Source organism: Rhizobium sp. P32RR-XVIII (assembly GCF_012641395.1).
GTDB lineage: Bacteria > Pseudomonadota > Alphaproteobacteria > Rhizobiales > Rhizobiaceae > Rhizobium.
This window is the reverse complement of sequence record NZ_JABAIH010000016.1, coordinates 43,330-56,485: the sequence shown is the minus strand read 5'-3', so window position 1 is coordinate 56,485 and position 13,156 is coordinate 43,330. Positions and strand designations below refer to the sequence as shown.

General features: G+C 58.5%; 11 protein-coding genes and 3 pseudogenes. 3 read left to right on the top strand and 11 right to left on the bottom strand.

The genetic code is table 11. The features are described from left to right. Nucleotides 1-90 precede the first annotated feature (90 nt). The 5 genes and pseudogenes from HGP14_RS28565 to HGP14_RS28545 form a co-directional block, all read right to left on the bottom strand. Entirely contained in the window at nucleotides 91-315 is a 225-nt protein-coding gene (locus HGP14_RS28565) for a hypothetical protein (RefSeq protein WP_168833245.1), read from the bottom strand. A gap of 1,154 nt (nucleotides 316-1,469) precedes the next feature. Then, nucleotides 1,470-1,846 (bottom strand): annotated as a pseudogene (locus tag HGP14_RS28560) (thermonuclease family protein). A gap of 131 nt (nucleotides 1,847-1,977) precedes the next feature. Continuing rightward, nucleotides 1,978-2,199, bottom strand: coding sequence for a hypothetical protein (locus HGP14_RS28555; RefSeq protein ID WP_168833244.1), 222 nt, complete (start codon nucleotides 2,197-2,199; stop codon nucleotides 1,978-1,980). 424 nt (nucleotides 2,200-2,623) lie between these two features. Continuing rightward, nucleotides 2,624-3,145: a hypothetical protein gene (locus tag HGP14_RS28550; protein ID WP_168833243.1), complete on the bottom strand. Its 522-nt coding sequence runs from the start codon at nucleotides 3,143-3,145 to the stop codon at nucleotides 2,624-2,626. A gap of 138 nt (nucleotides 3,146-3,283) precedes the next feature. Further along, a pseudogene (locus HGP14_RS28545) lies at nucleotides 3,284-3,465 on the bottom strand (hypothetical protein); the annotation flags it as partial. A gap of 270 nt (nucleotides 3,466-3,735) precedes the next feature. Between HGP14_RS28545 and HGP14_RS28540 the strand changes: the two are divergent. Then, nucleotides 3,736-3,912, top strand: a pseudogene (locus tag HGP14_RS28540) (IS5/IS1182 family transposase); the annotation flags it as partial. 311 nt (nucleotides 3,913-4,223) lie between these two features. Here HGP14_RS28540 and HGP14_RS28535 read toward each other — a convergent pair. Beyond that, a complete protein-coding gene (locus tag HGP14_RS28535; protein ID WP_168833242.1) occupies nucleotides 4,224-5,381 on the bottom strand; it encodes an HlyD family secretion protein in 1,158 nt (385 codons plus the stop codon). A 490-nt stretch (nucleotides 5,382-5,871) separates the two neighbouring features. On the opposite strand from HGP14_RS28535, the gene HGP14_RS28530 reads away from it, so the two are divergent. Continuing rightward, nucleotides 5,872-6,129: a hypothetical protein gene (locus HGP14_RS28530; RefSeq protein ID WP_168833241.1), complete on the top strand. Its 258-nt coding sequence runs from the start codon at nucleotides 5,872-5,874 to the stop codon at nucleotides 6,127-6,129. Nucleotides 6,130-6,453: 324 nt separating this feature from the next. On the opposite strand, the gene HGP14_RS28525 is transcribed toward HGP14_RS28530, so the two are convergent. The 5 genes from HGP14_RS28525 to HGP14_RS28505 all read right to left on the bottom strand — a co-directional run bounded on the left by HGP14_RS28525 (nucleotide 6,454) and on the right by HGP14_RS28505 (nucleotide 11,474). Next, the gene (locus HGP14_RS28525) at nucleotides 6,454-7,437 is read right to left on the bottom strand and encodes an ABC transporter permease (protein ID WP_168833240.1); all 984 of its coding nucleotides are present in this window, start codon (nucleotides 7,435-7,437) and stop codon (nucleotides 6,454-6,456) included. Nucleotides 7,438-7,448: 11 nt separating this feature from the next. After that, the gene (locus tag HGP14_RS28520; protein ID WP_168833239.1) at nucleotides 7,449-8,924 is read right to left on the bottom strand and encodes a sugar ABC transporter ATP-binding protein; all 1,476 of its coding nucleotides are present in this window, start codon (nucleotides 8,922-8,924) and stop codon (nucleotides 7,449-7,451) included. 151 nt (nucleotides 8,925-9,075) lie between these two features. Next, a complete protein-coding gene (locus HGP14_RS28515; protein ID WP_168833238.1) occupies nucleotides 9,076-10,149 on the bottom strand; it encodes an ABC transporter substrate-binding protein in 1,074 nt (357 codons plus the stop codon). Between the two features lie 105 nt (nucleotides 10,150-10,254). Then, entirely contained in the window at nucleotides 10,255-10,890 is a 636-nt protein-coding gene (locus HGP14_RS28510) for a PdxA family protein (RefSeq protein ID WP_409527113.1), read from the bottom strand. 161 nt (nucleotides 10,891-11,051) lie between these two features. After that, nucleotides 11,052-11,474, bottom strand: a complete 423-nt coding sequence (locus HGP14_RS28505; RefSeq protein WP_168833236.1) for an RpiB/LacA/LacB family sugar-phosphate isomerase — start codon at nucleotides 11,472-11,474, stop codon at nucleotides 11,052-11,054. Nucleotides 11,475-11,661: 187 nt separating this feature from the next. Between HGP14_RS28505 and HGP14_RS28500 the strand changes: the two genes are divergently transcribed. After that, nucleotides 11,662-13,140 (top strand): sugar ABC transporter ATP-binding protein, encoded by a 1,479-nt coding sequence (locus tag HGP14_RS28500; protein ID WP_168833283.1) that lies wholly within the window; start codon nucleotides 11,662-11,664, stop codon nucleotides 13,138-13,140. Nucleotides 13,141-13,156 lie beyond the last annotated feature (16 nt).

Below are 13,156 nucleotides of genomic sequence, written 5' to 3'. Positions count from 1 at the left end.
CGCCGCAATGTGAGCAGCGCTCCCCCTACTATTCCGCGGCAAAGTACTAAGCACCCGCATTCGGCCGGCTTGATAGGGGTTTGACCGCTTTCACCGTGGGCTGCCCGTACGGTCAGCGAGCAACATGATCAACGCATCGCGTTCGGGACCAAATGGCCGCCGATCGAAAAATGCTGTGAGAGCCATCGTCGTTTCATGGCCACCCGACGGTGGGTTACCACGGTGAAGGACGAATTCACTATTAGTAACGTCGTCCGTTCCTAAGAACCATCGATCACCATTGGTGCTCGATGCAAACTCCTTCAGATGTTCCATCTCCTTCTCCTTCTTCAAGACAAGAACATAGGGCGCTCAGCCTGGATTGCGAAAAATCTTTTACCTAGATCCCCTTCTACCCTCAGATCTTCGGCTAGGCGGCGCGACGATGCGATGACGTCCCAGGGAGTGGTTGTCTAATCGAATCCGGTCAGTCAAGGTTGCTTGGTCATTCGCATTCTTCGCCGTTGCGAGCACGCAAGGCGACAGCGTAGTTCGATTGGTTGTAACTCAGCGTCGTAGTCTGATTGAGCTATCCGGATGCCAGGAGCAGGGTGTTGTCTCCACAATCGGCAAAATGTCGCCGCACGATGCTTTTCGCAGGTAGAACCTTCCTATGTGTAGCGCGTGACCTTGCCCCGTTGAAATAATCCAGTTTGAAGTAAGCTCTGGCCCATTGAGAGGACCAGAGCATGAAGCGCAACCGTCTCACGGACGAACAGATTATCGGCATTCTGAAGGTGCCCGAGGCGGGCATGCCGGGGGGTTGGAGGGTAGTGGTGCCGGGGCATGGATCGACGCGTGACAGGCCTCAATATGTGCATCCGCAATCATCGCAGATGCCTCCATGCGTCCACGTATGCAAGCGATACTCTTCGACCGTGGTTGGCTTTACCACCTTGGAAGCGGTGGCGAGGGCAGTTTGCCTAGGATCGACCAAGGCAACAGGATCACCACTAGGATATCGAACACAGCCGTTGCGATAGGCATTGAGATAGCCCGCCGGTTTAGCCTCATTGCTTGGCCTCGTCACATGCGTCACGGGCGACGGGGTTGCCGCGCCCTTGCCAGTGAGAAGGGCGGAACAGTTATTCTCCGACGGAGTTCGGTCTCCTGATCAGATCTAGAAATGGGAGTGATCTCATGCAGGATGAAAATCAGGGGCCAGGCTGGTGGTTCGCCTGGGTCGGGCGCCTCAACACCAACATCGGTATGCTCCGGTTCCTTAGCGTACCAATCTGCTTCATAGTCATTTTCGGCACAATTATGTGGGCGATCCTGCCCTGACGATCTCTCTGCGGGTGGCGGGGTGTCGCTTAGACCCGGCTCGTCCATCGGATATGCAGGAGGCATTCTGAAAATCGTTCTGGGGTCATGGCTGGGCCGCGCCGGACCATTGCGATCGGCCCACCCTCCCACAAAGGTTTCTAGAGTCAATCGCACCAGTCGTTTCTATGCCCCGGCCGCCACTCTCGAGCGAAGCCTTCCTTGAACAACGTCTTGCCGATTTATCATTGCCCCGATAGATATTCACCAGAGGCCGGTGTGACGGCGTCTTGTTGATCGCGACGCTCCATTCGATCCGTAAGCCCTTTTCAGCTAAAAGCTCTTTCAGCCTTCCCTTGGCGATTAACGCCAGCTTCCGTTCCTTGATGCACTCCGCGTGCGATCCGATCTCCGGCGTGTCTATCCCGGAGACGAAAGGAACACCTTCCCCAAGAAGCCTCATAATCTGACTGCGCAACAGGCACTTCACCGTGTCGCCGTCGACGGCGACCATCGAAGCACAGACAATCAGCTCGGCAATCATCGCGCCATCCCGCCATGCGGAGGCAGCCCGCGATAGTTCAGCGGCTGATGCTTCAGCCGATACCAGAGCGTAATCGCGCTGCTTTCCTCGAAGCCATAGCAGCCCCATTCCGTGCCGGTGCGTCCATAGGATCACGCCAAGGGGTTCGTGACGAGCAGCCTATTGCCCTTGATCAGTTCGATGACTGCCTCCTGCTCGCGACTTGTCAAGGGGACGTGAAGCTCGTCCGGCGTGAACCAAGCGGCCCTAAGCAGTACGCAGATATCGTACAGATCGATCGGGTACTGAGGGGCAGCCCGAAGGGCCCTCAGGCGTTCCACAATGGCGGCTTTGGTTTCGTCAAGTCGGCTCACAATCCTCCCAAAAAAAGCCCTACAAGAACAGAACAGGTTTCGGGATATGGTGGCCGCGCGGTACCAGGATGGTGCGCATCATCGCTGGTAGTTGAGGGTCTGGAACACTGCCGCGCGGCCACAGTTTTAACGAAGTGAGTCTGTCGGTGTTCCAGTCCGCTAGCGTACGGAGAAAAAGAACCCCGCCTGTCGGTGGAGAGTGGTTGCGGGGTCAGGTCGTCAGAACCGATGGCGGGATGCGCTGGTAGGAGAGGCAATATGCGCAATCCACCGAAGTATCGAGCGAACGGGCAGTGCGTTCCAGCCCGCTACCGTAGGCTAAAAAGCCTTGCGGATGCGGGGCAATCTGATCCAGAGGACCGCGCGCTTTCCGTGATGGAGCGGAATTGTCATAAGTCGGGTTCCCTGTGGATGGCGCAGGTGGTTACAAGCTGCGATATCCACCGTCTTCTTGCTTGAATCGATCGATCTGGTTCTGTGCCTTGAAGTAGGCTTCTCTCCAGAGCGTGAAGTGCACAGGATCATTCTTGGGATTGTATGGGTTGTCCCCAAGGTACTTGCCAGTCTTGGGCGCCAGCGAACCCGAATGTCTGGCTTGCCAGTGGCTTGTTTTGCTTTCGTCGGTCACTGTGGAAATACCCTTGCCCGGCAATACCGTACGACGAAGGTCTGCCGGAAGACCTTGGATTGCAAAGCGAGGAAGTGGACCGGCGTAAGCAGCGGCCTCTTCCTCGGGTATCCCGAAGTGTCGATCAAGCTGGATGGTAAGGTCGGCGGGAGCCGTCATTCCCTCTCTAAAGAGGCGGATCATCAGCTTGGTTGCGAGGTTGAAGCCCTGAGGCTGTGTAAGAAGTATATCGTCCGTATAGCCGGCATCGCTCAAAACGCCATGCAGCATGTTCATGTTGTCGTCAGTCAGATTTTGGGTGGTAATTGCGGAAGACATCACGTCCTCCTTTCGGTCGGGGCGTTCTTGGCAGCGACTGGAAACCCTGCACAAAAGCATCGCCATAGTATGAGATATAGTAAGAGCCGACTGCCAATTCAAGCAGATCAGCAGCTTGATCGGTCACAGATAAGATGCTTAGCCAGGGCCGACGACAAGTTTGGCAAGGAGGTCGATTTGCTGCAGCTGCTTTTCTACAAGCGCTTTCAATTCAGTTGAGCGCATCTGATTCAGCTTGTCATGCAACGCCATTATTTCGATTTCAGCTTTCAGGTTCACCCGTAATCATGCGCTGCGTCAATTCGGTCCTTCACTGAATATTCCTGAAACCCATCTCCGCGCATTGCCAGCGTTGGTGGAGGAAGTCAGGTTTGAAATGGGGAGCTGCGTGTAGTCAACGGGCGAGATGAGGGCGCATTGCTGCCATCCGAAACCGATCTGTTTCAACGCGTTCCCTTTTTAACATCGTTGCCAGGCGGATTTGTCAGGATGGCGCTCGTAATCAGGTGAACGAGATGATCCGCCCGCGGCGCGAATGAGGGTTGGTCAACCGCCCAGCCGAGAGCCGTTATCAGAGCGAACAGGTCGTCAGACGATCTCTCGTCGAGACCGCAAACGGACGGTACAAAGCCATCATCGGTCGGCGCCTGCGGGCCCGCTCGTTTCACGCCCAACAGACAGAAGTTGCCATCGCCTGCGCCGTGCTCAACCGCATGCTCGCCTGCGCACGCCCGAAATCCGTCCGCTGCAAAGCAACTACCGCGTAGACAGCTCCATCAAAGACCGGCATCCATTCAAGTCCCGATCCCTGCACCAAAGCCCTGTAAGGGCAATGTAGCCGTGGTTCGTGGGGTAGATCTCGAGAGGGCGCTTTCTGGAATAGGCGATGGCGCTCGGCAATCCGACGGCGGCAATTGAAAGCCCCGCTGGAATGTCGTGACGGAGCCCATTGCGATCGAAGCCAGCCAGGCCACGCAACATCGGACTACTGCCTATCACGCGAGCTCCTATCGCTTTTCCGTGGGGGTTCCTTCCCGCCGCCGGGTATCCGGATTTCTGGTAGTTCCTAAGGTTCAGGTCAGTGTTCGAGAAACACGTAGTTCATCCAGCTGCTCATTCGCAGAAGCACCTTTCTGAGAATTGCGACGTGGTGCCAGTGATCAGTGTAGACGGCGACCTCGGCGACCACGCCGCCGGGCAATTGATACTGGTCGGTAGGTTCGAGCAGCTCGATTTGTGCCAGCGTCTGGCCGGCCGGGATGCGTTCAGGTGATTGCGGGTCGATCAGAGAGCCGGTCGGCTGCAATTGGCCCTGGGCCATGACATCGATGATGCTCTGCACGCGCGCTTTGAATATCTTACCGGGGACTGCTTTGAATGCCACCTCGGCATCGTCGCCAACCCGAACGCGCTGGAGCGAATTCTGGATGAAAGCCGCAGCCAGCATCTGATCGTCATGATTGACGAATACCATGACGGGCCGCAAGGGGAGCGGATTTGCCATCATGCCGGGCCGGAGAAAGACCTGCGTGACGTAGCCGGCGCTCGGCGCGCGGACCGTCGTCTGGTCGAGGTCGTATTCGGCATTGCTCAACTCGGCCTGCAGCCGCGCAACAGTGGGGTTCATGCCGTTTATTTCGGATTCATAAGCGAGCCTTGCCTGTGCGGCCTGAGCGCGCGCCGTGTCGACGGCCGCCTCCGAGGTCAGGTAGATGCCTCGCCGGTTCTCGACTTGGAGTTCGGAATAGACGGCTCCCTTGCCGCTCGACCTTGAGTTTTCGTTCGACTGCTGGAATTTCTGAAAGGCTTGCAACGAGCTGTCTCTTGAAGCTTCGGCACCGGTCACGGCTGCAGTAGCGGCATCGAGTGCCGCCTTCAGCTGCAGCACCGTCTGCTTGGCTTCGGCCAGCGTGGCCGTTTTCTGGTCCACTGCGAATTGGTAGGGACGTGGATCGATGCGGAAAAGCACATCTCCCTTCTTCAGCAGCATATTAGGCGTCACCGGCACGTCCACGACCTGACCACCAACAACGGGAATGATGGGCGCCGACGTAAAGTAGATCCGGGCGTCGCTCGTATAGGGATGATTATAGCTCATCAGCAGGAGCAGGGCGGAGATTAGAAAAATTCCACCGAGCACAGCCGTGGAAAGCGTCCACTGGTTCACCGGAATCCGGAATATCTTGAAGATCGCGTAGCAGATCGCGGCATATGTAAGGATGAGGAGCAGGTCCATCAGGAGTTTTCCTTCTCCAGCGTTCGCGCTTCGAGTGCTGCGATCCTTCTATGCAGGCGATTTCCGCGTTAGCCTGCGCCTCGGCGTATAACTTCAGTCAGTGCGCAGGCCCAAAGCGCGTTCTCCTGTTGTCAACTGCCCCATTAGGTCCCCAATGACGTGAATGGGCGCTACCATAACGCAGTATCGTCATGGCACATAGGTATTTATGATGGCATTGCATCCGCGATGCGATTAGGACTACCGAACATCTCGAGCTCGGGATGCTCACCATCCGCTGGGTTCCAACGACATGCCCTGTGCGTGTGGTTGCGGTGCGCAGCTTAATCCCTGCGTGTGAGCAGAGGCTTCCTGACAGCGGCTTGAGGGTCCCCAGACCGACCGGCCGCCGCACCCCAGCCCACGCTGCGGCCACATTAGTGATGTAGACAGCTCCATCTAAGACCGGCATCCATTCAAGTCCCGACCCCTGCACCAAAGCCCTGCATTTATGGATCTCAGGGATGCGGCACTTGCCGTCTTGGACGAGCTTGAGCGGCATCTACAAAAGATGCGCGACGATAATCAGCCGGCGCGTCTATCGGCGGCTGAAGCCGTTGCAATTGTCTACAAGCCGCTCGCGGTGCTACGCGCCTTCGCCAACGAAAAAGGCGACTTGATCGATCAAGGCCGTGAGGCGAGCAGTCGGAGCTTTGTAAAAGGAATTCGCACCCAGCCAGATGCGTTATTTTTTGCAAAAGCTGGCTGAACGGGACTCAACAGTCATATGCTGGCGAAAAGATGCCATCACTCTTGGGCCGGCCCCAGGGGAAATTAGGGGAAACACTGAGACCGATGAGAATAACAATCCACCCGAAGAAAGTGACTTCGCTCCACAGCTCTTTCGGCTCTACAACCTTCACTGCTTGGTGACCGAGCTTTCCGGCCGGGCAAACCCTGGCAGCCCAATCGCAGGCTCGGAAGCAGCCTGATGCAGAGCACAACGCTTTATTCACTCTTCATGCCGCCCGAGGACTGTTTTGGTGACTTCGGCCTTGTCTGCGGTTTCACCGAGGTGAGAAATTCGATCTCCTCATTTGATGATGCCTATTTTCTTTCGGTCGATCGTCACGAATACGGAGAGGACGAGGACCAAGCCTTTTACGAGGTTCTGGAAATACGGATCCACACCGACAATGTTCATCCCGTTGGACAGGATGGTTATGATCAGCGCGCCGAGGATTGTTCCCTGGAGGCTGCCGATCCCACCGGTCAGCGGCGTGCCGCCAACCACAACTGCGGCAATGGCATCGAGCTCCAGTCCCTCGCCAAGCTGGGCGGTCGCCGACATCGCACGGGCGCTCTGCAGAAGACCCGCCACACCACACAGGAACCCGAGCAGGGCGAAGATCGCGATCTTCACACGATCGACGCGGATGCCGGTCAGCAGAGCGATACGCTCGCCCCCGCCGATAGCACGCACTTCGCGTCCGAACACGGTGAGGTTCAACATCACCGCCGCGACGACGATCATGACGATTGCGATCAACAGGGAATGCGGAATGCCGGCGGTACGCCCGGAATAGACGTCCAGAAACATCTCGTCCTCGATGGAGACAGGCGCGCCGCGGGTAAAAAACAGCACGATGCCGCGGTAGATCACCATGGCGCCAAGCGTCACGATGAAGGACGGCACCTTGCCCTTGGCCACGATCGTTCCGTTGATCGTGCCGCAGAGCACGCCTACGGCGCAGGCCGGAATGATGGCGAAGACGCCGAGCGTCGACGATGTCACGGCCGCCACCAGCGCCGACAGCGCGACGATTGCCCCGACAGACAGATCGATCGATCCGGCGATGATGACGAACGTCATGCCGAGCGCGGCCACCAACAGAACGACCGCCTGTTGCGAGACAATCATCATATTGTTGAATTGCAGGAAGCGGGGCGAGGCCAGAGTAAAGATACCCGCAAGAACGAGCAGCAGCAGAATAGGGAAAAAGCGGCGCATATCCACGCGATTGAGCCAACTCTTGCCGTTGGCTGATGCGGGCTCCCGGGCAGACAGGTCGGACATCGAGGCACTCCTTAAATCATGGACCGGATCACGACGTCTTCCGTCGTGGCGGCCGGATCATCGATCTCGGCCGATACGCAGCCGCCGCGCATGACGACGATGCGATCACTGAGCCCGATGAGTTCGTTGAGATCTTCACTGACGACCAGAATGGCGAGGCCGGATGCGGCGGCTTCACGCAGCGATCGATAGATTTCTACGCGTGCCCCGATATCGACGCCGCGGGTGGGATTGTTGAGCAGAAGGACACGCGGAACAATGGCCAGGCACTTGCCCAGCACGACCTTCTGCAGATTGCCGCCACTGAGCGAGCCTGAGCGGGCAGATGCCGAACTGGTCTTGATCGTCAGCCGTTCAATCAGCGACTGGGCGAGCGCATTTGCCTTCTTGCGGTCGAAAAGCGGTCCGCGGCGTGGCGGCTTCGCCATCACCAGATTGTCCAGCACCGATGCGTCGACAATCAGCCCTTCGGCGGTGCGATCGCCCGGCAGGTAGGCGATGCCGGAGCGCCAAGCATCGGCCGGCGAGGCAAAGGATTTCTGCTGCCCTTCGAGCACGACCTTGCCGGATGCCGGCTTCACCGCGCCGGCGGCCACCTCGAGGAGACGCTCGCCACCTGCGCCCTTCAAGCCGCCAATGCCGACGATTTCGCCTTCCATGACAGACAGTGAGACAGGCTCATGGCGATCGGTCACGATATTATCGAGACGCAGCCTTTCCTGCTTCGACCGCGTGATGGCACGTTGCGGATAAAGCCCCTTGGAGAGGTCGCGCCCCACCATGCGGCTCTGGATCTGATCGCGGTCGAGGTCACCCGCCGCGAAATCGCCGACCTTGAGTCCATCTTTCAGAATGGTCAGGGCATCCGCCACCTCTTCGACCTCAGCAAGGTGATGCGAGACGAAGGCGACGATCAGCCCTTGCGCCTTCAGCGCCCGCATTGCGCCGAGAACGAGGTTGACCTCGCGGTGATTGAGAAAGGCCGTGGATTCATCGAACAGGACCGCACGCGGCGACGTCGAAAGTGCGCGCGCCACCTCGATACATTTCCACTGTCCGAGATCGAGTTTATTGAGCGGTTGGCGCACTGATATCTCGGCCGAAAAGCCATCGAGCAGCGCCTGCGCATCTTGCTGCAGTTTCTGGTAGTTCAGGAAGCCGTTGCGCCGATAACGGGCGAACTGCCCTGTGAAAATGTTCTCCGCGATCGACAGGGCCGGATTTATGGTCATTTCCTGGAAGACGAGGCCAACGCCGCGCTCACGCGCACAGGCGGCATTGCGAGGAGCGTAGCGATCGCCATCGATGGTCATGCTGCCGGCGTCAGGACGCTCGGCTCCGGCAAGGATCTTCATAAGGGTCGATTTGCCGGCACCGTTCTCGCCCACCAAAGCATGAATCCGGCCTGCCCGAAGCGTCAGGGAGACTCCCGACAATGCCCGGGTGTTTCCGAAGCTTCGTTCGATATCTTCTGCGACGATCTGCACGGAACACGATCCTTGGTGAGGGGACATACGTCTGGCGGACGCGCGCGGCCGTACTCGTTTTCTCGAGAATGCGCGGGCGGGCTGCGATAAGGCTTGCTGGTCATCAGAGATAACGCCGGCCAGGTCATGCCAGCCGGCGTCGGAGGCCTGATTACTTCGAGTATTTCAGCTCGAACGACGCGGCAGCGGCGTTAGGCGTGTAGGTCTTGGAATGCGCCTTGAAATCGTAAGGCGGCACACCTCCCGGGAAATCGGCTTGGAACTGCGCGACACGGTCCTTGGTCAAAGGCAACAGCGTCAGCTTGACTTTGTCAGCATCCTTCGGCACTGCATGACCCTTGATTTCGTCATAGAGCATGGTCAGCGCAAAGCCGCCCTGCAGCCAGTGGCCGCCGATATCGAACAGAAGCTCGCCGGATTTGACGGCTTCGACATTCTCAGGATTCAGGTCCATCGCCACCACGAAGATGTCCTTGCCCGGCTGCTTGCCGGCGTTCTTCAACGCCGTCATGACGCCGGTCGCCGTGCCGCCATTGGCAGCCCATACGCCCTTGATGTCGGGGTGGCCCTGATAGAGGGATTCAAACACGGTCTGCGAGGTGTCGCGTACGAAATTGCCGTCGACTTCACCTGCGACCACGACTTCAGGATGAGACTTCAAGGCATCCTCGAGCCCCTTGCGGCGATCGATTGCCACCGATGTGCCTGCGGTACCGTTGACGACACCGATGACTTTCTTGCCGGAGGCGTCAGGCTGGACGGCGGCAAACAGGGCTTCGGCCATCTGGCGGCCGGCATCCTCGTCGCTCGGTCCGACAAAAGCGCGATAATTCGGAAAACGTGAGGTCTGCGGATCGAAATCGGGATAGCTGTCGGTCAGGATGACAGGAATGTTGGCGTCCTTGGCGAGGGTCAGGCCTCGGGCAGCAGTCGCCCAATAGGGTGTGAAGATGATGCCATCAGCCGGCTTTGCGACCAGATCCTCCAGCGACTTGATCATCTGATCCGGCTTGTTATCGGCGTTGAGGACAACAAGATCGACGCCAAGCTCGTCGGCCCCCTTCTTCATGAAGTCGACGTAATTGTTCCAGAACTGCGCCGCCAGTGTCGGCACGACCACGCCGATCGTCGGCCTGCCGGAATCGGCGGCAGCGGCGGTCGTGACGCTCAAAAGCAACGGCGCGACAACTGAGACCATTACCTTGCGGATGTGTTTAGCGATCATGTTTTCCTCCCAAACCGGCTAGACTGGCAAGATCTGACCGGGCCGGAGCCGATCAGACTGGAAATGGCACAAGGTCCAGGTCACCGCCGCATCAAGGTCATCCGCTCACGCCCGCGACATGGTCACGGCAAGCTCAATGGCTTCAATCAGGCTGGTTTCGCTAGCGATACCTTTTCCGGCGATGTCGAATGCGGTGCCGTGATCGACAGAAGTCCGGATGATCGGCAGGCCGAGCGTGGCATTCACGCTGCTGAGCGCCTCCATGCGCCCGGTCTTCTCATCCACCGAGGATCCCAGCAATTTCACGGGGATATGCCCCTGATCGTGATGCATTGCGACGACAGCATCGAATTGGCGTGCGCGCAGCTTCACGAACACCATGTCGCCCACCGGCCCTTCGACGTCAAAACCGTCTTCGCGCAGCGCGCTGATGGCGGGCTCGACCACATCGATATCCTGCCGGCCGAAGAGGCCACCCTCCCCTGCATGCGGATTGAGCGCGGCGATGGCGATTTTAGGCCGTTCCAGCCCAAGGATGTGCAACGCGCCGTCGGTGAGGGCAACGACACGGCTGAACTTTGGCTTGACGTGTTTTGGAACATCTTCCTGAGCGATATGTCTGGTGATGCGGCCCACTCGCACGTTTCGGTGGGCGCGTAGCCTCGCACTATCAAGCGCATCCTTGCTGGACTGGCCGGCGCAAATGGCGTCCGCCACACCGCTTAAGGCAAGCTTGACCATCGAGGCGGTCGCATCGAAGGCAATCTTGCCGCCGGCTGCCATGGATTGAGTGACCGGCACGCCGGCCCGCGCTGGATCAACGTCAACGAACGGCAGTCCAGACGCACGTCCATACGCCGCAGTGTCGTGATCCGATTGGTGGCGGGACTCCCGATCGTTCATCATCTGGCCCGATCGAGGCGGTCGATTGCCTTGACGTTTTCAGCGGAGGGACCGTCCGGATCGAAGCTGGAGGCAAGGAATGCGTCGATCGCCTTGGCAAGCTCCGGGCCGATCACCCGCGCGCTCATAGCGATGATCTGGGCGTTGTTCGACTTTGCCGCGCGCTCTGCCGAATAGGTGTCATGCGTCAACGCGGCCCGGATTCCCAGAACCTTGTTGCGCGAAATCGATGGGCCGATGCCTGTTCCGCAGAACAGCATTGCCCGCTCATATTCACCGTCAAGAATCTTCTGAGACACGTCGGCATACAAGCCTGGCTCGCTCAGGTCCGCCACCGTGAGATCGGGTTTACCAGACAGGTGCGAGGCGGTGACATCTAGCAGAGGTTTACCAGCTCCGTCCGCTCCGATTGCGATCTTCATGAGGTTTTCCTTTCAGGCTTCTCGATTCCGGCGCACCAAAGCCTTCTAACTTTTTATATGATTGCGCATAACTTGACATTTGTCGAGCGTCTATTGAATATTGTCATGAAAGCGCCGGGCAGAGATTTTTCAATGTCGATCGTCCGCCGGGAGGGTCCGTAAGGTGCTTGTATGGAGGAATATCAAGGTGGAGTTTCTGCTCGAAGTGGGAGGACTGAAGAAGTCCTTTGGCGGTGTCGCAGCTTTGCGCGATGGTCATTTCCAACTTCGTGCCGGCTCGGTTCATGCGCTGTGTGGCGGCAATGGTGCCGGCAAGTCGACCTTCCTGAAAATCCTGATGGGCATTCACAAGCGCGACGCCGGCTCGATCCGCCGCCGTGGGCGGGACGTCGAATTTTTGAGCCCCGCAGATGCGCTTTCATCAGGCATCGCGATCATCGAGCAGGAGCTGAGCCCGGTTCCGCATATGACAGTGGCCGAGAATATCTATCTCGGCCGTGAGCCATCCGCCCGTTTCGGCGGTATCGACTTCCGCAGCATGAACAAGGCGGCGCAGAAGCTGCTCGACGGGCTGGAATTCGATATTCGCGCCACGCAATACATGATGAACCTGTCTGTCGCGCAGATGCAGCTGGTGGAGATCGCCAAGGCGCTCAGCCACGATGCCGAGGTCATCTTCATGGACGAGCCGACATCGGCGATCGGCGAGCGCGAAGCTCAGCAACTCTTCGCGGCGATCCGTCGCTTGCAGGCGCAGGGTCGCGGTATCGTCTACGTCTCGCACCGGCTCTCAGAAATCTTCCAAATCGCCGATTCCTATACGGTCTTCCGCGACGGCTCCTTTGTCGGTGCCGGCGCCTTGTCGGAGATCGACCGGCCGAGCCTGATCCGCATGATCGTCGGGCGCGAACTGTCAGAAGAATACGTCAAGACCAATATGCCGACATCAGAGATCGGTCTGGAGGTCAGTGCGCTCTCCTGCCCGAACAAAATCGAGGATATTTCCTTTGTCGCTCGCAAGGGTGAGATCTTCGGCATCTACGGCCTCATGGGCTCCGGCCGCACGGAAATCTTCAACTGCCTCTTCGGCCTCGACAAACCGTCGGCCGGCCGAGTTGCAGTGGACGGCGCGCCGATCTCGGTCGCAAAGCCTTCGGATGCCATGGCCCATGGTCTGGCGTTGGTGACGGAAGATCGCAAGCAGACCGGCCTCAACCTCTCCGATTCCGTTCGCGCCAATATCTGCATGGCGAGCCTGCCGGAGCTGAGCCCCGCCTTTGCCATGGATCATGCGAAGGAAGTGGATGCCAGCCGCCGCATGCGCGAGCAGTTTCAGATCAAGGCGGCGCGCGACACGATGCCGGTGTCCGGCCTTTCCGGCGGCAACCAACAGAAGGTCGTGCTCGGCAAGTGGTTTCTGCGCAACCCCAAGGTCCTGTTGCTGGATGAACCGACACGCGGAGTCGATGTCGGCGCCAAGCGTGAAATCTATCGCATCATCTGTGACTTCGCCGGAGGCGGCGGCACCGTGGTGATGATCTCATCGGAAATCGACGAAGTTCTCGGCATGTCGGACCGCATCATGGTGATGCGGGCTGGCAGGAGCGCCGGAATATACAGCCGGGAGGAGACGAATGCCCAATCACTCGTCCACTTATCGACCTGATCAGGGTCAGAGCGTT

Excerpts from the sequence above, each read along its gene's own strand:
- HGP14_RS28515 (WP_168833238.1), bottom strand. The coding sequence starts at position 10,149 with ATGATCGCTAAACACATCCGCAAGGTAATGGTCTCAGTTGTCGCGCCG.
- HGP14_RS28510 (WP_409527113.1), bottom strand. The coding sequence starts at position 10,890 with ATGGTCAAGCTTGCCTTAAGCGGTGTGGCGGACGCCATTTGCGCCGGC.
- HGP14_RS28535 (WP_168833242.1), bottom strand. The coding sequence starts at position 5,381 with ATGGACCTGCTCCTCATCCTTACATATGCCGCGATCTGCTACGCGATC.
- HGP14_RS28565 (WP_168833245.1), bottom strand. The coding sequence starts at position 315 with ATGGAACATCTGAAGGAGTTTGCATCGAGCACCAATGGTGATCGATGG.
- HGP14_RS28505 (WP_168833236.1), bottom strand. The coding sequence starts at position 11,474 with ATGAAGATCGCAATCGGAGCGGACGGAGCTGGTAAACCTCTGCTAGAT.
- HGP14_RS28550 (WP_168833243.1), bottom strand. The coding sequence starts at position 3,145 with ATGTCTTCCGCAATTACCACCCAAAATCTGACTGACGACAACATGAAC.
- HGP14_RS28530 (WP_168833241.1), top strand. The coding sequence starts at position 5,872 with ATGGATCTCAGGGATGCGGCACTTGCCGTCTTGGACGAGCTTGAGCGG.
- HGP14_RS28525 (WP_168833240.1), bottom strand. The coding sequence starts at position 7,437 with ATGTCCGACCTGTCTGCCCGGGAGCCCGCATCAGCCAACGGCAAGAGT.